Origin of the sequence: Hymenobacter sp. NBH84, from assembly GCF_014217645.1 — a bacterium.
GTDB lineage: Bacteria > Bacteroidota > Bacteroidia > Cytophagales > Hymenobacteraceae > Hymenobacter > Hymenobacter profundi.
The window spans coordinates 1,267,874-1,289,809 of the sequence record NZ_CP043644.1 but is presented as its reverse complement, the minus strand read 5'-3'; the positions used below and the strand labels follow the sequence as shown (position 1 = coordinate 1,289,809).

General features: G+C 56.6%; 12 protein-coding genes and 1 pseudogene. 5 read left to right on the top strand and 8 right to left on the bottom strand.

All coding sequences use genetic code 11. The annotated features are described in order from the left end of the window. From F1C16_RS05355 to F1C16_RS05330, 6 genes are all read right to left on the bottom strand, one after another. Positions 1-624, bottom strand: a complete 624-nt coding sequence (locus F1C16_RS05355; RefSeq protein WP_185283319.1) for a chemotaxis protein CheC — start codon at positions 622-624, stop codon at positions 1-3. A 78-nt stretch (positions 625-702) separates the two neighbouring features. Beyond that, positions 703-2,337: a chemotaxis protein CheA gene (locus tag F1C16_RS05350; protein ID WP_185283318.1), complete on the bottom strand. Its 1,635-nt coding sequence runs from the start codon at positions 2,335-2,337 to the stop codon at positions 703-705. Continuing rightward, the gene (locus F1C16_RS05345; RefSeq protein ID WP_185283317.1) at positions 2,334-3,404 is read right to left on the bottom strand and encodes a chemotaxis protein CheB; all 1,071 of its coding nucleotides are present in this window, start codon (positions 3,402-3,404) and stop codon (positions 2,334-2,336) included. Before F1C16_RS05345 ends, F1C16_RS05350 begins: the two co-directional genes overlap by 4 nt. A gap of 53 nt (positions 3,405-3,457) precedes the next feature. Further along, positions 3,458-3,841 carry a response regulator gene (locus F1C16_RS05340; RefSeq protein ID WP_185283316.1) on the bottom strand — a complete coding sequence of 128 codons (384 nt, stop codon included), beginning with the start codon at positions 3,839-3,841 and terminating at the stop codon, positions 3,458-3,460. 89 nt (positions 3,842-3,930) lie between these two features. Further along, positions 3,931-4,443: a chemotaxis protein CheW gene (locus tag F1C16_RS05335; protein ID WP_185283315.1), complete on the bottom strand. Its 513-nt coding sequence runs from the start codon at positions 4,441-4,443 to the stop codon at positions 3,931-3,933. Positions 4,444-4,519: 76 nt separating this feature from the next. Then, complete coding sequence (locus tag F1C16_RS05330; RefSeq protein WP_258049034.1) at positions 4,520-8,314, bottom strand: HAMP domain-containing protein; 3,795 nt, start codon at positions 8,312-8,314, stop codon at positions 4,520-4,522. A gap of 345 nt (positions 8,315-8,659) precedes the next feature. Between F1C16_RS05330 and topA the strand changes: the two are divergent. The 4 genes and pseudogenes from topA to F1C16_RS05310 all read left to right on the top strand — a co-directional run bounded on the left by topA (position 8,660) and on the right by F1C16_RS05310 (position 16,754). Continuing rightward, positions 8,660-11,151, top strand: a pseudogene (topA, locus tag F1C16_RS05325) (type I DNA topoisomerase). A gap of 74 nt (positions 11,152-11,225) precedes the next feature. After that, positions 11,226-11,918: an NAD-dependent deacylase gene (locus tag F1C16_RS05320; protein ID WP_185283314.1), complete on the top strand. Its 693-nt coding sequence runs from the start codon at positions 11,226-11,228 to the stop codon at positions 11,916-11,918. Between the two features lie 92 nt (positions 11,919-12,010). Then, positions 12,011-15,703 carry a hypothetical protein gene (locus F1C16_RS05315; protein WP_185283313.1) on the top strand — a complete coding sequence of 1,231 codons (3,693 nt, stop codon included), beginning with the start codon at positions 12,011-12,013 and terminating at the stop codon, positions 15,701-15,703. Positions 15,704-15,770: 67 nt separating this feature from the next. Further along, a complete protein-coding gene (locus F1C16_RS05310; protein WP_185283312.1) occupies positions 15,771-16,754 on the top strand; it encodes a phosphatase in 984 nt (327 codons plus the stop codon). Between the two features lie 213 nt (positions 16,755-16,967). Here F1C16_RS05310 and ppk1 read toward each other — a convergent pair whose 3' ends face one another. Both ppk1 and gyrB read right to left on the bottom strand, forming a co-directional pair. Then, positions 16,968-19,304, bottom strand: coding sequence for a polyphosphate kinase 1 (gene ppk1, locus F1C16_RS05305; protein WP_243900086.1), 2,337 nt, complete (start codon positions 19,302-19,304; stop codon positions 16,968-16,970). A gap of 149 nt (positions 19,305-19,453) precedes the next feature. Then, complete coding sequence (gene gyrB / locus F1C16_RS05300; RefSeq protein ID WP_185283311.1) at positions 19,454-21,430, bottom strand: DNA topoisomerase (ATP-hydrolyzing) subunit B; 1,977 nt, start codon at positions 21,428-21,430, stop codon at positions 19,454-19,456. Positions 21,431-21,682: 252 nt separating this feature from the next. On the opposite strand from gyrB, the gene F1C16_RS05295 reads away from it, so the two are divergent. Continuing rightward, on the top strand, positions 21,683-21,895 hold the full coding sequence (locus F1C16_RS05295; RefSeq protein ID WP_185283310.1) for a hypothetical protein: 213 nt from the start codon (positions 21,683-21,685) through the stop codon (positions 21,893-21,895). The last annotated feature ends 41 nt before the right edge of the window (positions 21,896-21,936 follow it).

Here is a 21,936-nt window from a genome sequence, read left to right as displayed (position 1 = left end):
TTACGCCGGGGCTTGCCCGCCCATGAAGTTATAGGTGCGGATAATCTCCAGCATTTTAGCAAACGTCTCGCGGTCAAAGAAAATCATCAGTGGCAATTCCACGGAGTTGTCCTTGTCGGAAAACTGGGTGATAACCGAGAAAATCAGCGGTTGCACCATGGGCCGGTTGCTCATCAGGCTATTGAGCGAGTCCGCGATATTGCCGCGAGGTGCCACGGGCGGCGCGCCGTAGATATTCGACTTTAGAATGTTAGCTAGCTGCGTTACCAAAGCCCCCGTAATAATGTTGCTTATTTCCAGTAGCAATGATTCCTGCATCGCGTCTATCTTGATGCTGTCGCTCACATTCATCCGCAGGCACACTTTGGAAAGTCGCTGCACATGCTGCCCCGAAAAGAACATGAGCGTGGTGCCGTTGAAGTCACCCTTAATATCAGACTGAATGATGACGTGCGTACCCTCGTACTCATGCACGCGCCCCAGGATGTTGCTGCCCGGCACTAGGTCCAGGTTGGGCACCTCTAGCAGCACCCGCTCCTGCGCAATTACCGCGAAGGAGTCAGCTGCCCTAGCCAGGCCAATGTTCAGAATCTCGCGGATGATGTCCCGCTCTAGTTCTGTCATGTGCAAATCCATAGGAATGTATCAATTAAGCGGCCTTTCTCAACGGTTGAGATTGTCCGGTGTCTGCAAGTACGTGTTTTATGGGCGCTTGGCTAAAAAAAGTCGGGTGAGAGCGGGTACATCCAGCACCAGGCAAACCTGGCCGCTTCCCAAAAGGGTTACCCCCCCGAACAAATCAATAGTATCAAGCGGTTTACTCATGGGCTTGATCACGATGCTCTGCTGACGCAGAAACCGGTCGATGATCAAGCCCAGCTTACGATTATTGTAATTGACGATGATGATGTCCTGCCGGCCTTGCAACTCGTGGCGGTTGGTGGGCGGCAGTGGGCCGTCGCCATTATGCAGCAAGCGGCGCAAGTCCACCACGGGCACGTTTTCGTCCTGTACCTCGGCCAGCAGCAAGCCGCCTACCACGTGCAAGTCCTCCGGCTGCAACGATACCACCGAGTCGGTGTGCATCAGCGGAATGGCGTAGCTGCGTGCATCCAACTCGAAAAGCAGGGCGCCTTTTACCGCAATAGAGGTAGGCAACACCAGCGTGAACGTGGTGCCTTTGCCTAGAGTAGAACTAACGCGCAATTGCCCTCCAAGCGAGTCGATAGCCAGCTTCACAACATCCAGCCCTACCCCACGGCCTGAAATATCAGTAATTTCCTTCGCCATGGAGAAGCCCGGCTCAAACAGAAACGCCCGCACGGCATCGTCGTCGAGCTGCTGAGCTGCTTCGGCACTTACCAGGCCACGTTCCACGGCCTTGCGACGCACACTGTCTACGTTGATACCGGCCCCGTCGTCGGATACTTGAATCAAGACGTTGTCGCGCTCCGTTTGAGCAGCTAGTGTCAGTTGGCCTTGGGCTGGCTTGCCGGCTTGCTCGCGCACGGCTGGCGCCTCAATGCCGTGTCCAATGGCGTTGCGCACTAAGTGCAGCAGTGAATCGGTAATGATTTGTAGGATGTTGCGGTCAATCTGGATATCCTGACCGTCTACCTCCAGCGCAATATCTTTCTTCTCGGCGGCCGCCACGTCGCGCACTACTCGCGGAAACTTGTTGAATAATGAGCCTACATTCACCAAGCGCACGTCCATGATGCTGTACTGCAACTCATCGGAAATGCGGAATAAATGGGCAGCCGTGGCTTGCAACGCCGGGCTGTCACTTTCCTTGCTCAGTGTCAGGATTCGGTCGCGGTCAATGATCAGCTCTCCTACGAGATTCATCAGGTGGTCTAGCTTCTTGATCTGGATATATACCAGATCCGACAACTCCAGTTTGCGGTTGGCATCGTCGTCATCGGCTTCCGGTTGGTCTTCCAGGATAGGCTCCTCACCGTTCACCAATCGGTCAAGATTCGCCAGCAGCGTGTCAGCGGAAGGCAGTTCGTTGCCGGCGCCTACTGCCCGAATCATTTCGCCTATGGTGTCTACCCCAGTGAATAGCACCGGCACCACGTTACCCTCAAAGGTGCGCTCTTTGTCGCGGATGAGGCCGAAGATGGTCTCCATGCGGTGCGCTACCTCGCTGATGGCAGGGTAGCCCATGGCGCGGGCGTTGGCTTTCAGGTTGTGCATCAGGCGAAACAGCTCGTTGAGCGCCGCCGCATCTGCCGGATTTTTCTCTAACTCACTAATATGGCGGCTCATGGCGTCGTAGTACTCGAGCGCCTCCACCATAAATATTTCGCGGTATTCTTCTTCTCTCGATTTCATAGCTGACTAGCGGGAGAAACAGAAGAAACCAGGCGGCGGCCAGGCCGGGCCTGCAACGCAAAGCGATTGATATAACCAGGAATGTCTTTTAGTAACAGTTCCTGATCAGCATACCCCGCTTGCAGCACCGATTGGGGCATAGCGGCTACGGCAGCCCCACGCTGCACAATCACTTGCCCGCCGCGCTGGCGAATAGCACGGGCACCTTGCGTCCCATCGTTACCCAGGCCACTGAGAATAACGCCCAGTGTAGGTCGCCCCGTCGTCTGCACAGCAGATTGCATCAACAGATCGATAGAGGGTAGGTTATTGGGAGCACTAAGCTCCACCTCTGTGAAGCTGGTTTGCCAGCTAATCCAGGGCGTGCCCGTGGCTGTTTTGATGGTGGTGTTGCCGCCACCGGGCACCACTATTATTTTACCGGGCGTCAGGATGGTGCCCGCTTTGCCGTTCACTACAGGCAGCGACGTAACGCGGCGCAGACGGTCTACCAGTGTTTGGGTGAAAAGGGCCGGCAGATGCACCGCCACTAAAATAGCACAGTTGGAAGGGAGTAGTTGATGCACTACGCTTTCCACAGCTGCCGAACCGCCCGTAGCCCCCCCTAGCACCACAATACCAGTGGGTAGCGAGGTAGGCCCTGCCTCCGGCAATGCTTGGACAAATGTCTCAGGATGTGTAACGACCGACCATAGTTTCTGCAACAAGGACAACCGCCAATTGAAAAATGCCGGGCTTTCCTGCGGTACCCAAGGCCCAAAATAGTCGTGCACATTCCAGCGGGTAGCCTGCCGGAGACGGGCGCCCCCCAACGAGAAAGCACTGTATAAAACCACTGGCACCGGATGCACCTGTGCTAGCTCAGCCAGTTCCATCATGCCACTTTCATCGGCAATCACCAGGTCTACCTGGTATTGTCGGGCCGTGACGGCTATCCTACCCCGTGCCGGTTGCACCGGCACCACCTGCCAAGCGGGTTCGCTACGCAATAGGCACGCCAATTCCGCCCGCACCAGCGGTGGCAAATTGCCAATTAGGACAGAAATAGGAGTGAAAGGACTAGACACGAAATGGGTACTACAAGTGACGGCACCATGGGCCGCGCACAAAGAAAACAGGCTTAGGCTTCGCTGGAACCGCTGGTTTGCAAAGCACTGCCCACAATTTCCAGCACTTTTTCCTCCGAGAAAGGCTTGACGATGTAGGCCGTAGCACCGCTTTCCAGAGCTTCGTTCACGATTACCTCCTGCCCCACGGCGCTACACATCACCACTTTCACGTCGGGTTGGTCTTCGCGGATGCCTTTCAGCACGTCCAGCCCCGTGTTGTCGGGCAGAATAACGTCGAGGGTGATGAGGTCGGGCCGGGTAGCGGCAGCCATTTCCAGGGCTTGCTGACCGTTTGCGGCTTCGCCTACCACTTCGTAGCCCGCGTCGGTGAGCATATTCTTGAGCATCGTGCGCATGTAGAAGGAATCGTCTACAATGAGAATGCGGTTTTTCATACGAAAAGAGTGCAGTAGTCTGAGTTTAGAGAAGAGGGAGCAGGACAATGAGCCGCCCCGGCTCTTGTACGTAGGGAAACAGGCGAAGATTAGCTTTTTGCGGGTAGCTGCATGATTTCGGCGGGCGTCAGCAGCTTCAACATATCCAATACCACGATAATGCGCCCATTTACCTTGGCAATACCTTCGATGTATTTGTCGTGAATGTTTATGTCCTGAATAAATTCAGGTGCTTTTTCGATGATGGAAGCAGGAATAGACAGCGGCTGCGGCACCTCACGCACCACAATCCCGATGGTATACTCCTTACCCTCAATCGCCATCGTATAGCTAACGGCAGGCATTTCCGTTCCGGCTGAGCGCAGCTGAAACCGCTCTTCTAGGTCGATAATCGTGATGATATCGCCCCGCAGGTTGGCAATGCCCTTCACGAAATCCGGCGTTTTGGGCATACGCGCTATTTCAGGCGTCAGCGTCACTTCCTTCACCTGTTCAATCCGAATCCCATAGTCTTCGTCTCCCAGGCGAAATACGATCAGCTGAATTAGAGGCTCCTGCTTGGTGGTTTTCTTTTCGTTGGTGGCGTTATCAGTGTCTGCCATGCAGCAAATGCTTACGGATGCGGTGTATAGGCCAGCCTGTATTCAGACTGGCCCACTCCCTACCCCAGGAGGTTATTTATTTTGTGCGCGCCTTACGTGTCGGTTTGGCAGAGGCAGATGCTTCCGGCTTGGTAGCCTTACCATCAGCCGAGGGCTTCTCGGTGCGAGCTTTCGCGCGGGCCGTTTTTTTCTGACCGTTGCTATTCTCGGTTGGTTCGGCAGATGCAGCAGGAGCCGTACCACGCCGAGCGGTCGGCGCTCCGGGCTTGGTCGGCCGTGAAGCGGCTGCCTGAGGCCGTTGCGGCGTAGCGCCATTGGTTGATTGCGCAGCAGCAGCGGCAGCTTTCGCTTGTTCACGCCGCCGTAGACCCAACCGCCGCTGTGGTTCTGGCTCGGGCTCTGGCTCGGGTTCCTCCTCTTCCATCAGCAGGAAGGCTGCCAGTCCGTCTTGCAGGTCATCGGCGATGTCAGTTAGGTTCTGGCTGGAAGTCGTTAGCTCCTGCATGGAGGTAGAGAGCTGCTTGGCTGTGCTGGCTACCTGCTGGGTGCCAGAGGCCGTTTGCTCGGCAATGGCTACCACTTCCTCCACGTACTTCACTACATCGCCAATTGAGGCCTTTTGGATTTCGGTGGCCGTGAGAATATCGCGGGAAGTGCGCAGGGTTTCGCCGCTGCTGGTTGCAATATTCTTAAAGGCAGCGCTAGCCTCGAAGGTGGCGTTCTTGCCTTTCATTACGCGTCCTTCCATAGTGGAAATAGCGGCGGCCGCCGTTGTGGTGTCCTTCTTAACATCATCTACCAGCGTGCTGATTTCGTTGGCTGAGCGACGGGAGCTTTCTGCTAGTTTCCGAATTTCTTCGGCTACCACCGCAAAACCACGACCAGCTTCGCCAGCTCGGGCGGCCTCAATGGCTGCGTTCAAAGCCAGCAGGTTGGTTTGGGCCGCAATGTCGGTGATAACGCCCAGCGACGTGCTAATTTCCTGCGAACGAGTGCTCAGGACCTCAATCGTGCGTGAGGTTTGGGTAGCGGCGCTGGAAATCTCTTCCATGTTTTTCACCACTTCTGCCACCGTTTTCAAGCCCAACTGAGAGGTTTGCTCACCCAGAATAGCGGCCTTAATCCCCACATCAGCTTTGCCGGCGGTTTCTTTGGTGGCCTGCATAATCTCTTCGATCAGCTTGAAGGCCTGATCAGTTTTTAGGGCTTGGTTCTGCGCGCCTTCGGCCATTTGCTGCATGGCAAGGGCTACGTCCACCGTTACGCGGCTCATCTCTTGGCCTTTCATGGCCATTTCGCCCGAAGACTGCCCTACTACCTGAGCCGAGTCGTTGATTTCGCCCAACAGCTCGTTCAGGTTTTCCACAGCCAGGTTCAGGGCACTCGACATGGCTTCGATGTCGCCAGCGGTGGGTACTTCCACGTGCTGGGTTAGGTCGCCCTCGGAGATGCCCCGCACTACGCGGCTCACTTCCAGCACCGGCGAGGCAATGGATTCGAGCAGGTCGTTGAGCGTATCCACCAGTTCTTTCCAGGAACCGCTCACGCCACCCACGGTGGCGCGCTCGGTCAGCTTACCTTCTACCCCAGCTACCTTGGCTACGCGGCTTACCTCCACAGCTAAGCGGTTGAGGTCAGCCACCATGCGGTTAATAGTATCGGCTAGATCGGCTACTTCGCCTTTGGCATCCAGCTCTAGGCTCTGGGTCAGGTCGCCCTGCGATACGGCCGTTACTACCTTCACCAGCCCACGTACTTGGGTAGTGAGGTTGGCAGCCATGGTATTTACGTTGTCAGTCAGGTCTTTCCATACACCACTCACGCCGGGCACACTGGCCTGGCCGCCTAGGCGGCCTTCAGTGCCTACCTCCTGCGCTACGCGGGTTACCTCGCCCGCAAAGATGTTCAGCGAGTCCACCATGCGGTTGAGGTTCTCTTTGAGCTGGAGCAGCTCACCTTTCACATCAACCGTTACTTTCTGACTCAAATCACCTTTGGCTACAGCGGTGGCCACGTTGGCAATGTCACGCACCTGACTGGTCAGGTTCGAGGCCATCGTGTTCACGTTGTCCGTCAGCTCTTTCCACGTGCCGGCTACGTTGGGTACCACGGCTTGCCCGCCCAAGATACCTTCGGTGCCTACCTCCCGCGATACGCGCGTTACTTCGCCCGCAAATACGTTCAGCGAGTCCACCATCTGGTCCAGAATATCTTTCAATTCCAGAATCTCGCCCTTCACGTTCACCGTCATCTTCTGGCTCAGGTCGCCGCGGGCTACGGCGGTGGCTACGTTGGCAATGTCACGTACCTGACTAGTCAGGTTCGAGGCCATCGTGTTCACGTTGTCGGTCAGCTCCTTCCATGTGCCGCTCACGTTTGGTACAACGGCCTGCCCACCCAGCTTGCCCTCGGTGCCCACTTCGCGTGATACGCGCGTCACCTCGTCGCCGAATGTGTTCAGCGAGTCCACCATTTGGTTCAGGATGTCCTTCAGCTCCAGGATTTCTCCTTTTACATCAACGGTCATTTTCTGGCTCAGGTCGCCGCGGGCTACAGCGGTGGCTACGTTGGCAATGTCGCGAACCTGACTAGTCAGGTTCGAGGCCATCGTGTTCACGTTGTCCGTCAGCTCCTTCCATGTGCCGCTCACGTTTGGTACAACGGCCTGCCCACCCAGCTTGCCCTCCGTGCCTACCTCCCGCGATACGCGCGTTACCTCGTCGCCAAATGTGTTCAAGGAGTCCACCATCTGGTTCAAGATGTCCTTCAACTCCAGAATCTCGCCCTTCACGTTCACCGTCATCTTCTGACTCAGGTCGCCGCGAGCCACGGCAGTGGCTACGTTGGCAATATCGCGCACCTGACTGGTCAGGTTGGCAGCCATGTTGTTCACGTTATCCGTTAGGTCTTTCCACACGCCGGCCACGCCGGGCACGCTGGCTTGACCGCCCAAGCGGCCCTCGGTGCCTACCTCCTGCGCTACGCGGGTTACCTCGCCGGCAAACAGGTTCAGCGAGTCCACCATCTGGTTGAGGTTCTGCTTGAGCTGGAACAGCTCGCCTTTCACATCAACGGTGATTTTCTGGCTCAAATCGCCTTTGGCTACGGCGGTGGCTACGTTGGCAATATCGCGCACCTGACTGGTCAGGTTCGAGGCCATCGTATTCACGTTATCGGTCAGGTCTTTCCACACGCCGCCCACATTGGGCACGTTGGCCTGACCACCCAGGCGGCCTTCGGTACCTACCTCCTGCGCCACACGCGTTACCTCGCCCGCAAATACGTTGAGGTTGTCGATGGTTTTGTTGATGGTTTCGGCCATCAACTTGAAGTCGCCCGACACCGGAATCTGGAACGTCTCGTCCAGGTTGCCTTTCGAAATGTTCTTCAGCACCTTGCCTACCTCCAACACCGGCACCGCGATGCTGTCCACTAGGCCGTTGATGTTGTTGATCATATCGCGCCAGAAGCCAGAGGCATTCTCGGCCGAGGCGCGGGCTTTCAGGTTGCCCTCTACCCCCGCTACTTTGGAAATGCGCGACACCTCGCCCCCTACCCCGCTAATCATCTCCACCATGGAGTTGTAAGCCTCGGCAATGTCGGCGAAGATGTCGTTGTTTTGCTTGGTCAGCCGCACCGATATGTCGCCTTTCTTAAAGGCATCGAGGGCGTAGAGCACACGGTTGAGCTGGTCGTCGATGTAGGCAGCTTCCTGGGCGCTGGTGGCTTGTCGTTGCAAGCCGCGGGTCTGGCCTACGCGTCGGGCCAGACCCGCAGCCTTCTTTTCATCAACGGGCTTTACCGCCTGATCGGACTCCGGTGCGGACGGAGCTGGGTTGACCGTCGATTGGATATTCTTACCTGATGCCATATAATACGAGATGGGCGGGCTGAGAGCAATTCGATAAATCCTATCAGTTTGCGTGAGCACGACGGTTTTACCTGACTGGCAAAGGTAGTAAATACGTTGTTGGGGCGCACAGGCTTTTTTTGGGGAACGGCTTTTGTCAAAATGAGCAACGGCTGAACTACTTACACCCTCGCAACTGTATTTATCGGTGATACGCCGACCTAATGCGGACGAAGGGTAGCACAGTACATGACGCGGCACACCGGATTATTCCAGCATCTTTGCCCCTAAATCAACTTTTACTGCCCCCACCCGTTTTCTTAGTTGATACCCACCTCCAGTACCCCACCTCCGGGCTTTCTTCCTATGATTAAAAATCTAGTTATTGTTGAGTCTCCTGCCAAGGCAAAGACTATTGAAGGATACTTAGGCAAAGATTTCATTGTGAAATCCAGCTTTGGACACGTTCGCGACTTGCCGAAAGACAACAACGCTATTGATATTGCCAATGGCTTCAAGCCTACCTACGTAGTTTCGCCAGACAAGCGCGAGTTGATTTCGGAGCTGAAGAAATTGTCGAAAGAAGCCGAAACGGTTTGGCTGGCCAGTGACGACGACCGCGAGGGCGAAGCCATTTCGTGGCACCTCGCCGAAACGCTGAATCTCACTAACGCGAAAACCCGCCGTATCGTATTTCGCGAGATTACGAAGAACGCCATTCTCAATGCCATCGACTCGCCCCGCGAAATCGACCTGAATCTGGTAAATGCCCAGCAGGCCCGCCGCGTGCTCGACCGTTTGGTAGGCTTCGAGTTAAGCCCCGTGCTGTGGAAGAAAATCAAAGCAGGCCTGTCGGCCGGCCGGGTGCAGTCGGTGGCGGTGCGCCTGGTGGTGGAGCGGGGAGCGGGAGATTCAGCAATTCAGCGTGTCGTCGGCGTACCGTGTGGTGGCCCGCTTCGATGCAGGTCAGGGCGCCGTGCTGGAAGCCGAGTTGCCTACCCGCTTCAAAACCCGTGAGGAGGCCGATGCTTTTCTAGCCCGTTTGCGCAGGTGCGGTTTATACCATTGAAAACCTGGAGAAAAAGCCTGGTAAACGCTCGCCGGCACCGCCTTTCACTACTTCTACCCTGCAACAAGAGGCCTCGCGCAAGCTAGGTTTCTCGGTGGCCCAGACCATGAGCGTGGCTCAGAAGCTGTATGAGGCCGGCAAAATCAGCTACATGCGGACGGACTCCGTGAACCTGTCGGCAGAGGCGCTGGCTGGGGCACAGACCGAAATTACGCGGGCATACGGCGCCGAATATGCGCTGGAGCGCCACTTCAAAACTAAGTCGGCCTCGGCCCAGGAAGCGCACGAAGCTATTCGCCCCACCGATTTTTCGCTGGCTAAGGCTGGCGGCGAGTCGGCCGAGCAGCGCCTGTATGACCTGATCCGAAAGCGCGCCATGGCTTCACAAATGGCCGACGCGCAAATTGAGCGCACAGTTGCTACCATTGGCATCAGCACCCAGCCGGGCGTGACGCTCACGGCCACAGGCGAGGTGATTACGTTTGAAGGCTTCCTGAAAGCCTATGCCGAAAGCAAGGACGAAGGCGACGAAGACGCAGACACTGAATCTTCGTTCTCGCGCGGCCTACCCCCTATCACGGTCGGACAGCGCCTACCCCTGCAACTGCTGCGGGCCACAGAGCGGTTTTCGCAGCCGCCAGCACGCTACACAGAAGCTTCGCTGGTGAAGAAACTGGAGGAAATGGGCATCGGTCGGCCTTCTACCTATGCGCCTACCATCTCTACCATTCAGAAGCGCGGCTATGCCGAGAAAGACTCTCGCGAGGGCAAGGAGCGCAAGTTCCACGTGCTGACGCTGGACGGCGACGCAGTGAAAACTGAAGTGAAGACCGAAACCTACGGCGCCGACAAAGCCAAGCTGTTCCCGACGGATACAGCCATGATTGTCAACGACTTCCTGGTTGACCACTTCCCGGTGATTGTGGACTATCAGTTCACGGCCAAGGTAGAAGACGAGTTCGACCAGATTGCCAACGGCCTGGAGCAGTGGGAGAAGATGATTGGTGACTTTTACGGCACCTTCCACGAAACTATCGAGCGTGGCCAGGATATTGAGCGCAGTACCTTGGGCTCGAATCGCGAGTTGGGCACGCACCCCGAAACCGGACAGAAGATTACGGCACGCCTGGGCCGATTTGGGCCCTATGTGCAGATTGAGCCGCTGGAAGGCGCGCCCGAGGATGAAAAGCCGGTATATGCCAGCTTGCGTAAAGGGCAGTTCATCGAAAATCTTACCGTAGAGGAAGCGCTGGAGCTATTTAAGCTGCCACGCATAGTAGGGCAGTACGAAGACAAGGACATGACGGCAGCTGTGGGCCGCTTCGGCCCGTATATCCGCCACAACAGCAAGTTCTATTCCTTGGGCAAAACTCAGGACCCGCTATCCATCAGCGCTAACGAGGCCATTGACCTAATTGAGGCCAAACGGAAGGCCGATGCGGAGCGCTTGATTAAGGACTTTTCGGAAAATCCGGAAGTACAGGTGCTCAACGGTCGTTTTGGGCCATATATCGTGGTTGGCAAGAAAAACGTGAAGATTCCGAAGGGTGAAGAGCCCGCTGACCTCACGCTGGAACGCTGCCTGGAGCTAGCCGCCGCTACCCCCGACAAACCCGCTAAAGGCGGGCGCTTCGCCAAGAAAACCGCTCCTGCGGCCGACGCCACCGAAACCGCCGACAAGCCGGCGAAGAAGGCAGCTACAGCGAAGAAACCTGCCGCTAAAAAAGCAGCGCCAAAGAATAAAGCGACGGGCGCTACTGCCAAAAAATCGGCAGCCAAGGCCAAATAACTTACCTCTTTCTGCGTATATAAAAGGCCCCAATTGCTTGGGGCCTTTTCAATTTTAACTAAGTGAGTTGTTTGATGAAAAAGAAAATTGTAGCCCTAACGGGCGCCGGAATTTCGGCCGAGAGTGGCTTGGCTACCTTTCGTGGGTCCGATGGGTTGTGGGAAGGCCACCGTGTGGAGGACGTTGCCACGCCCGAAGGTTTCGCCAAAGACCCCACCCTGGTGCTGGAGTTCTACAACCAGCGTCGCCGCGCTGCCCGCGAGGCGCAGCCCAATGCGGGGCATTTGGCCTTGGCCGAGTTGGAAAAGGATTTCGACGTGGTAGTGGTAACGCAGAACGTAGACAACCTACACGAGCGGGCCGGGAGCAGTCACATCATTCACCTGCACGGGCAGCTATTTGAGTCGCGTAGCACGCGCCACGACGAGTTGGTATACCCTATGACGGGCGACCGGATTGAGCTAGGCGACCTGTGCGAGCGGGGGCACCAGCTACGGCCCAACATTGTGTGGTTTGGCGAGGCCGTGCCGCTGATGGAGCAAGCCGCCGCCGAAGCGGCCACGGCCGACGTCTTTCTGGTGGTAGGCACGTCTCTGCAAGTGTATCCGGCGGCGGGCTTGGTCGATTATGCGCCGCGCTATTGCCCGGTATATGTTATCGACCCGCACCAGCCGCCCTTGACCAGCCGCCGCCATGTGCACTTTATTACGGAGCCGGCCAGTACGGGTATGGCTCGGGTAGCCACTCAATTGCGGACTATGTTCTAATGAATTTCTAATCTACTTTTCAGTTGGCTTTTCGTAAGAACGGTTTCACCCTCCGTTCTATGCTAAAACTAATATCCTCCCTGTTGGCAGTTATGATACTGTCAACCAATTTCTTACATGCTCAATCTTCAGTCCCCCCTACCCATACGGTTTATCTGCTAGGCAACACCGCCACGGCTAAACTGCCCACTAGTCACCTCCAAACGCTACGGCATACGTTGGAGCAAACGACGGGTACTTTCACGGTGGTGCATCTGGGCGACGTTGTGAGTAACAATGGCCTGGGTAGTAAGAAAGACTCAATGCGGGCCGGCGAAACCGAACGCATCGACGCGCTGATTGGCCTAGTGAAAGACCTACCCAACGGCCGCATCTACTTCGTGCCCGGCGATAAAGACTGGGACAACTCCGGCCGTGACGGTCTGAAGCGGGTGCGCCGGCTGGAAAAGTACATTGAGAAACAGCTTGGTGGGCAGGATGCGTTCCTACCCAGCAACGGCTGCCCCGGCCCCGACATCATTGACGTGGCCCCCAATGTGCGCCTGGTTGCCATCAACTCACCCTGGTGGACGCATCCCTACCACAAACCCGAAGCACCCGATACGGACTGCAAAACCTTAACTCAGGATGAGTTTCGGGAAGAATTGCAGGATGCGCTGGAAGAAACCGACGGCCGCAACGTGCTGTTGCTGGGCCACCAGCCGGTGATTAGCAACGGCATTTACGGCGGGCACATGCCATTCAGCCGCCACCTGCTGCCGCCTGTCTTTGGTACGCTCTACGCTGCTTACCGCCAGAACGTGGGGGCTCCGCGCGATATGGCCAATCCGGCCTACAAGGAGTTCACTAAGCAACTGCTGGCTACACTCCAGGAAAACCCCGGCGTGATCTACGCCGCATCGCACGACTACAGCCTACAACTCAATCAGTTTCAGGGCAACTACCATCTGATTTCAGGTAGCTTCGCGGAAAACAAGCACGTGGGCGTCAATGGCAAGTCGCTGTTCAACAAATCGGAGGAGGGCTTCTCGAAGCTGGAGTATTTCGCCGATGGCACCGTGAAGGCCTACTTCTACACATTTGACGCAGCTGGCTCCGCTGCGAAAGAAGCGTATGCCAACACGGTGTTTCAGTCGGCGTGCCAGGAGCCGCGCCTACCCAACGTGCCGGTGAATGCCTACATACCGGAGTGCCCTTCGGCGCCAAAAGGGGTAGCGGCTCCTAAGCCCGATGCTCCTGCTCAGGCAACCGTAACGGTAGCACCCGGCCCGCAGTACGCGGCCGGTGGGTGGCGGCGCTTCTGGATGGGGCCGCTGTACCGCACCTCCTGGACGCAGCCGGTGAAGGTGAAAACGCTCGATTTAACTACCGAAAAAGGCGGGCTGCGGCCGTTCGGGCGCGGGGGCGGACGCCAAACTACCTCGCTCAAGCTTATTGCCGCCGACTCGTCGGAGTACGTGTTTCGGTCGGTAGACAAGGACGTGACGCGCATTCTGCCGCCGGAACTGCGCGGTTCTGTAGCCGCCGACATTCTGCGCGATATCACACCTACGGCACACCCCTATTCGGCATTGGTTATTAGCTCGATGCTGGACAAGACAGACATTCTGCACGCCCGGCCGCGCCTGTTCATCCTACCCGACAACCAGCAGCTAGGCCCCTACCGTGAGGACTACGCCGGCTTGTTGGGTACGCTGGAAGACCGCCCCAAAGACCCCAAGCCCAACCTACCCGGCTTCGGCAACTCCGATAATGTGCGGCGCTCCGGCAGCTTCTTCCGCCAGCTCTACAAGGATAACGACAACCGCGTAGATGCCTACCAACTGGGCAAGGCCCGCGCTTTTGATATGCTGGTGGCCGACTTCGGCAAGCACCAGGACAACTGGAAGTGGGCTGGCTATGACAAAGGCAAGAAGACCATCTACGAGCCCATTCCGCGCGACCGGGACCAGGCGTTTACCAAGTGGAATGGGGTACTCACTTACCTCGCCAACCGCGAGTGGGCCGTGCCGAGCATCGAGGATTTTCAGGCCGAGTTTCGTGATATGAAAAGCCTGAACTGGCCCGCCCGTCATTTAGACCGGTTCCTGTTGCAGTCACTGAGCCGGGAAGACTGGCAGCAGATTGGCCAGTACATGCAGCAGACCATGACGCCTGCCGTCATCGATGAGGCCACTGCTACCCTACCTCCCGAGTTGAAGGAAATTTCCACGGATGAGCTGAACCGCAAGCTGAAAGCCCGCGTGCAGGAATTGCCCAAAGCACTGGACGAGTACTACCTGTTGCTGGCCAAACGCGTGGACGTGGTAGGCTCCAACAAAACCGAAGTGTTCCTGGCCGACCGCCTACCTGATGGCAACTTGCGCATACGCATGTACGACAAGGACAAAGACAAAGCGGACCAGCTCGGCGAGCTGCTGTTTGACCGCACGTTCAAGCCCAACGAAACCGATGAAGTCTGCCTATACGGTCTCGATGGCAAGGATATTTTTCGGGTGACCGGCGAGGCTCGAAAGAGCGTTCTGCTGCGCATTATTGGCGGGGAAGGCAAAGACCAGATCATCGATAACTCCCGTGTAACGGGCCTGCGCACGCTCACCAAAGTGTACGACGTGCCCGACACGGACCTGCAACTGGGCAAGGAAAGCGACAACCGCACCTCTATCCGCCCCGGTGTGAACCGCTACGACCGAGAGGGTTTCGAGTACGACAGCTACCGCCCTAGCGCTACGCTGGGCTACAACCGCAACGACGGTTTTATCATTGGCGCGGGTATCAGCTTGTTTCAACAAGGTTTCCGCAAGCCCGATTTCAAGAATATGTATACGCTGGATGTGCGCGGATCCAGCAACGGCAACTTCCAAGTGGGGCTGGCCACGCGCTACCGCTACGCCATCGGGAAGTGGGATATTGGCGCCCGCACCGAGTACGGCAACTATTTCCCGTACTACAACTTCTTTGGGCTGGGCAATAATTCGGTGAAGGACGAGGGTTTGTACGACGCGAAATACTACAAAGCACGCTATAAAGGCTTTACGCTCGGTGGCTTTTTGGAGCGCACGTTCTTCAACAACAAAAGCACGTTCCGCGTTGGCCCTACCTACGAGCAGTACACCAGCAGTTTTTCCGGCAATAGCTACTTGGGCGATTTGGTGCGCAACCCCACCACCGATACGCCAATACCCAATACAGATTTTCAGCGTTTGATTGGGTTGAATGCCCTATTTGATCTGGATTTGCGCGACCGGCAGACGTTTGCCCAGCGCGGCGTGCGCCTATTGGTGCAGCACGACAGCTACCACCAACTCAACCGCGCCAAGGGCAACTTTGGTCTCACGCAGGGCTTTGCCGAATATTACGGTACTGCCCGCATCGGCATTCCGGTAACGCTGGTAGTAAAAGGTGGCGGCGCCAAAAACTACGGCGACCGGGACGAAATTCCGTTCTACAAATACACCAGCCTGGGCCTGGCCGAAAACCTGCGCGGCTACTACCGCAACCGCTTCACCGGCGACGCCAGCCTATACCTAAACACGGAGTTGCGACTGGCCCTGGGCCACGTGCAAACGTCGTTCTTACCTTTCTCCTACGGCATATTTGGCTTCTACGACCAAGGCCGGGTGTACTACCGCGGCAGCTCGCCCGATGGCTGGCACCGCGGTACCGGCGCCGGTTTCTACGTGGCGCCCGTTACCGACCAATTGGCGTTGTCCATCTCATTTCAGCACTCCAAGGAGCAGAACGTGCTGTTCCGATTTGGGGTAGGCTTCCGCATCGATCAATAGCATAAGCGGGTCGTTTTGGACTCAACGGCTATATTTGAGCACTTTTCTCTCACGTTCCCCTCTCTTTATGGAATATCCACTGCTGAAACTGGCCGCTATTGATATCGGCTCCAACGCCGTCCGTTGCCAGATTTCGGCAGTTCTCCTCTACGAAGGGCAGTTTCGGCTCAAGCGCGTGGAGTACGTGCGCTATCCCATGCGCCTGGGCGAAGACGTATTCGCCACCGGCCAGATTTCGGCACCCAAGGAAGAGAAGTTTGTGAAGTTTCTGCACTCGCTGAAGCTGTTGATGGAGGTGCACGATGTGGCCCACCACCTTATTTGTGCTACCTCGGCCATGCGTACCGCTACCAATGCCCCCGGCATTGTAGAGCGGGTGCGCAAGGAGCTGGGGCTGGAAATTCAGGTGATTGATGGGCAGGCCGAAGCCGCCTACATCAATCGCGTGATGGAGCACCTGCTGGAAGATAAAAAGCACTACCTCCACATCGACGTGGGCGGCGGCAGCACCGAGTTCAACATCTACCACGACCGCCACAAGGTGGCTTCTCAGTCATTCGAGGTAGGCTCTATTCGGCGCATGCAGCAAGCCGAGCAAGGCGCCGACGGCACCGCTCTGGAAAGCACCTGGGACCGGATGGAAGCCTGGGTGCGGGAAAATGCGCGGCGCTACCACGTCACGCGGGCCATTGGCACGGGCGGCAACATTGGCAAGATTTACAACATGATCAAGCCCGCAGCCGGCACGCCCATCACCCGCAAAACCATTGCCGCTACCCTACGCGGCCTCGAAGCCATGACCATGGACCAGCGCGTGAACGTGGCCATGCTCAACCCCGACCGCGCCGACGTTATTCTACCCGCTGGCAACATCTACCTCTCGGCCATGGAATGGGCCAACATCAACACCATGCAAGTGCCTGACATTGGCTTGAAAGATGGTATGATGCAGACGCTGTTTGAGGACCACTTCGAGGAAATGCGCCCCGCTTCCTACCACACCGGCCGTATGCCCTTCCCCAACCTGCAAAGCAATCCTACCACGGAGTAATGGTGAAGTTGTGAGATGGTGAGTTTGTGAAGTGGCGAATGCAAAAGCGTCTGTCATCCTGAGCGCAGCGAAGGACCTTCTCACGCTAGAACGACAGCCGTAACAACGTCCCGCTCTATCGTGAGAAGGTCCTTCGCTGCGCTCAGGATGACAGACGCTTTTGCATTCGCCACTTCACAAACTCACCATCTCACTATTTCGCTACCTCACCTTTTAGTCCTTGCTCGGCCCTAAATGATGGTTTGGCGTTTCCAGCATTTCTTCCGATTCGTCGCATTCTTCTTCGCCCAGGGCGGCCACGGCCAGCGGGTCGAGCAGCTCGTCGGCGGGCACTTCGGGGGCGGTGCCGGCTACGGCGGCCTGCTGGGCGGTAGCCATCACCGACTCGGTGTGGCGGCGTTGCTTGTCCAGTAGTTCCAGGAGGCCTTCAGGCGTGGCATTGGCCAACAGCTCCGCATCAGGCACGTAGAAGGCCCGGTGAATGTCGATAGCCGCCTCATCAGCGCCCGGTTTGAGGCGCACGTAGGCGCCGTCTTCGCGCATGAGGTAGGAATTCTGGTTGTCCAATAGGTTCATCATCAGGATGCTGATGGCCTCGCGCTTGAGCTGCGGATTCACAATCAGGAACAGTGCCTCAATGCGCCGGTCGAAGGAGCGCACCATGATATCGGCCGAGCCGGCGTATACTTTCGGTTGCCCGGCTTGGTGGAAGTAAAACAGGCGCGAGTGCTCCAGGTAATCGCCCACAATGCTGCGCACCTCGATGTTCTCACTTAGCCCTACCCTACCCGGCCGCAGGCAGCAAATGCCGCGCACCACAAACCGGATAGGCACACCGGCCTTGCTGGCTTTGTAGAACTCATCTATTATCTCTTTGTCCTCCAAGGAGTTCATTTTCATCACAATGCCGCTGGGCAGGCCCTTTTTGGCATTCTTCACTTCCTCCCGAATGAGGTGGATGAGCTGCTGGCGCATGTCTTTGGGCGCCGTGATGAGGTACTCGTAATCGTCGGGTTGGGAGTGACCGGTGATGACATTGAAGAATTCCGACACGTCGTGGCCGTACACGTCGTTGGTCGTCAGCATGCTCACGTCGGTGTAGAGGCGCGAGGTTTGCTCGTTGTAGTTACCCGATCCGATGTGCACGTAGCGCGTGACCTTCTCGCCTTCCTTGCGGATGATCTGCAACATCTTGGTGTGGGTCTTGTACTTCCCTACCCCATAAATTACGAAGCAGCCAGCCTTTTCCAGCTTGGCGCCCTCGCGGATGTTGCGTTCCTCATCGAAGCGCGCCTTCACCTCAAACAGCACCGACACGTGCTTGCCGTTCTCGGCCGCCTTCAGCAGTGCCGCCGACACGCGCGAGTCCTCGGCCAAGCGGTAGATGGTTTGCTTGATACCCAGCACATACGGGTCTTCGGCGGCCTGCTCCAACAGCCGCACCATGGGCTCGATGCTGTTGTAGGGGTGGTGCAGCAGCACGTCGTAGTGCTTGAGGTACTCAAACAGGTTTTCCTCGGCACCTTCGGGTAGGCTGAGCGGGGGCACGGCCGAGGGCATACGGGCTCCCTTTCCCCGGAAGTTGGGGTGCTTCAGAATCTGAAATAAGCCTTTCATATCCATCAATGAGTTGATAACAAACACGTTGCCGTTATCAATCTTCCACCGTTCCTTCAGCACGTTTAGCAGTATCGGCGAGGCGTTTTGCTCGATTTCCAGACGCACTACCCTACCCTTCTTGCGTGTCTTCAGTCCCGACTGAATTTCCTTGATGAAGTCCACGTCAATGTCGTCTGACTCTTCCAGCGTGAAATCGCCATTGCGGGTGATGCGGAACAGGTTGGCCGCCAGAATGTCTACGTTGCGGAACAGCTTGGGTAGGTTGGCCCGCACAATCTCCTCAATGGGCACAAACAGCACCTTATCCTTGCGAGACAACTCGAAGAAGCGCGCCAGGTTCTGCGGAATCTGCACAAAGGTGAGGCGCTCCTGCCCTTTTTCCAGGTCGCCGTCGCCCAGGCTGCCGCTACCCGCCCGCGTCACTACCCCGAAAATGAGCATCTGGTTCATCATCATCGGGAAGCCGTGGTAGGAATCGTATACCATGGGCGTGAGCAGCGGAAACACCGTGTTTTTGAAATAGCCGTCGGCCTTTTTCAACTCGGTTTCCGTCAGGTCCTCCATTTTCAGAATGTTAAAGCCATTCTTCTCGAACAAGGGCTTCAGCTCATTCAAAAACGTGAGCGACTGGTCGTTTACGAAGCGGTGGGCAAAGTCCAGCAGCTTGCGCCGGAAGGGCAGCTCGCGCAGGCCAGAGTAGTCGATGCGCTCCTTGCCGTAGTCGAGGTAGTTGTACAGTGACCCTACCCGAATCATGAAAAATTCGTCGAGGTTGCTGGAAGTGATGGCCAGGAATTTCAGGCGGTCGAACAGCGTGCGCGCCGTGTCCTTCGCCTGGTCGAGCACGCGGTAATTGAAGCGCATCCAGCTCAGGTCGCGGCTGATGTACTTGCTCTTGCGGATGAGGTCGGAAGATTTAAAAAGCTTCATAAAGTAAATAGGGCGGGCTACGGAAAGAGAATTGGCAAGATACACGCTGTATTACCAGCTTCTGTTGTGCCAATCACAATAAATCATACGAAAGCGCGGTAGATAGATGCAAAGAAAAAGCCCGCTGATCGGCGGGCTTTTTCGAATCACTATACGTCCAATTTGGCGTACTTGGCGTTTTTCTCGATAAACTCGCGGCGGGGTCCTACCTCGTCGCCCATCAGCATGGAGAACAGGTGGTCGGCCTCGGCCGCCGATTCTACCGTTACCTGCTTCAGAGAGCGGGTTTCGGGCTGCATAGTGGTTTCCCACAGCTGCTCGGCGTTCATCTCGCCCAAGCCCTTGTAGCGCTGCACGTTCACCGATTCGGGCTTGCCTTTGCCCATTTCTTCTTGGGCATCCATGCGCTCTTGTTCGGTCCAGCAGTAGCGCTCCTCCTTACCTTTTTTCACGAGGTAGAGCGGGGGTAGGGCAATGTAGATGTAGCCCCGGTCCACCAGCTCGCGCATGTAGCGGAAGAAGAACGTCAGAATCAGCGTGCGGATGTGCGAGCCGTCGATGTCGGCGTCGGTCATGATGATGACCTTATGGTAGCGCAGCTTGTCGATGTTCAGGGAACTGTTGGTGGTGCCATCGTCTTCACTCACCTTCTTCTCCATGCTCACGCCCAGGGCCGTAATCATGTTCCGAATTTCCTGGTTTTCGTAGATGTGGTGCTCCTGCGCCTTCTCCACGTTCAGGATTTTACCGCGCAAGGGCAAAATGGCCTGGAAGCCCCGGTTACGGCCCTGCTTGGCGGTACCGCCAGCCGAGTCACCTTCCACCAGATACAATTCACAGATAGCAGGGTCCGTCTCGGAGCAGTCGGCCAGCTTGCCAGGTAGGGCCGTAGAGCCCAGCACGGTCTTGCGCTGCACCATCTCGCGCGCCTTACGGGCCGCAATGCGCGCCTTAGCCGCCAAAATTACCTTCTCGATGATGATGCGGGCTTCCTTGGGGTTTTCTTCCAAGAACTGGTTCAGGATTTCGCCCACTACCGTGTTCACGGCGCCGCTCACATCAGAATTACCAAGCTTGGTTTTGGTCTGGCCCTCAAACTGCGGCTCCTGCACTTTCACGGAAATAACGGCCGTGAGGCCCTCGCGGAAGTCGTCGCCCTGAATCTCAACCTTGGCCTTTTCCAGCATACCCGACTTATCGGCGTACGCCTTGAGCGTACGGGTAAGAGCCGCCCGGAAGCCAGCCACGTGCGTGCCGCCCTCGTGGGTGTTGATGTTGTTGACGTAGCTGAAGATGTGCTCCTGGTAGGAATCGTTGTACTGCAACGCTACTTCTACCGGGGTGCCACCCTTCTCGCTCTCCACGTGAATGGGGCGGGGCATGAGCACCGTACGACCATTGTCGAGGTACTGCACAAACTCCGACAGGCCACCGTGCGAGAAGAACTCCTCGCCCAGGTAGCTGCCATCTTCCTGCTGCTCGCGGCGGTCTGTGAGTACAATGCGGATGCCTTTGTTGAGGTAGGCTAGCTCGCGCAAACGCCCGGCAATGGTTTCATACTTATACACCGACTCCGTGAAGATGGTGTTGTCGGGCAGGAAGTCAACCTGCGTACCATGCTCTTCGGTTTCGCCGATTTCTCTAACAGGATACTGTGGGAAGCCAATTTTGTATTCCTGCTCGTACATTTTGCCTTTGCGGCGCACGGTCACTTTCAGGTCCTGGCTGAGCGCGTTCACGCAGCTCACGCCTACCCCATGCAAACCGCCCGATACCTTGTAGCTGTCCTTGTCGAACTTGCCACCGGCGTGCAGCACGGTCATCACCACTTCCAAGGCCGAGCGGCCTTCTTTCTGGTGGAAATCCACGGGAATGCCGCGGCCGTTGTCGCGGACGGTGATGGAATTGTTTTCGTTGATGGTGACCTCAATTCGGTCGCAATAGCCGGCCAGGGCTTCATCAATGGAGTTATCTACTACTTCCCACACCAAGTGGTGGAGGCCTTTCACACCAATATCGCCAATGTACATGGCCGGGCGCTTGCGCACGGCTTCGAGTCCTTCGAGTACCTGAATGCTATCCGCGGTATACTCCACGGGGACTTTATTTTCGGTGGTTTCGCTCATGTGTCGCTTGTTGTTTCAGCGCAAAGTTTAATAGACAAAGATACCGATTTTATCCGGTTTTTGCCAGTTTTAGTCCGGTTTACAGCCCGTAAGCGTTGCTGTTAAATCGGAGGTTTCTGTGGCCGCCAATCAGCTGTTTTTTCTGGGTAGGGAGCTGCTATCTGGGGCTGGCAACGGGTAAGAACGCACGGCTCAACTTGTAATTATAAAAGTATATCGATATATTAAGCTTCTCACCAAACTCCAACTGCCATGGCTACTCTACTCGCGCTTGCTGGTCGGCCCACGAAGGTTCGGCGTCTTCTGTCACTGAAATGGCAACGCTCGTCGCTGCTCACCACAGTGCACCAGCTCCACAAAGCAGAACGACTACGAAAACAGCAGGCGTTGCAGGCGCAGGAAGAGTCCCGCTGCTACGGCTATGCCTGGGTGAGTGCTTGCCAGGGCTTTGCCTCCATTTTCTGATTTTCATTTCACTAAGCTTATACAAAAGCCCGCTGCTACAT

Bases quoted from the DNA above. Each gene is read 5' to 3' on its own strand.
- F1C16_RS05355 (WP_185283319.1), bottom strand. From the start codon at position 624: ATGACAGAACTAGAGCGGGACATCATCCGCGAGATTCTGAACATTGGC.
- F1C16_RS05315 (WP_185283313.1), top strand. From the start codon at position 12,011: ATGATACTGTCAACCAATTTCTTACATGCTCAATCTTCAGTCCCCCCT.
- gyrB (WP_185283311.1), bottom strand. From the start codon at position 21,430: ATGAGCGAAACCACCGAAAATAAAGTCCCCGTGGAGTATACCGCGGAT.
- F1C16_RS05330 (WP_258049034.1), bottom strand. From the start codon at position 8,314: ATGGCATCAGGTAAGAATATCCAATCGACGGTCAACCCAGCTCCGTCC.
- F1C16_RS05335 (WP_185283315.1), bottom strand. From the start codon at position 4,443: ATGGCAGACACTGATAACGCCACCAACGAAAAGAAAACCACCAAGCAG.
- F1C16_RS05340 (WP_185283316.1), bottom strand. From the start codon at position 3,841: ATGAAAAACCGCATTCTCATTGTAGACGATTCCTTCTACATGCGCACG.
- F1C16_RS05310 (WP_185283312.1), top strand. From the start codon at position 15,771: ATGGAATATCCACTGCTGAAACTGGCCGCTATTGATATCGGCTCCAAC.
- F1C16_RS05295 (WP_185283310.1), top strand. From the start codon at position 21,683: ATGGCTACTCTACTCGCGCTTGCTGGTCGGCCCACGAAGGTTCGGCGT.
- F1C16_RS05320 (WP_185283314.1), top strand. From the start codon at position 11,226: ATGAAAAAGAAAATTGTAGCCCTAACGGGCGCCGGAATTTCGGCCGAG.
- ppk1 (WP_243900086.1), bottom strand. From the start codon at position 19,304: ATGAAGCTTTTTAAATCTTCCGACCTCATCCGCAAGAGCAAGTACATC.
- F1C16_RS05350 (WP_185283318.1), bottom strand. From the start codon at position 2,337: ATGAAATCGAGAGAAGAAGAATACCGCGAAATATTTATGGTGGAGGCG.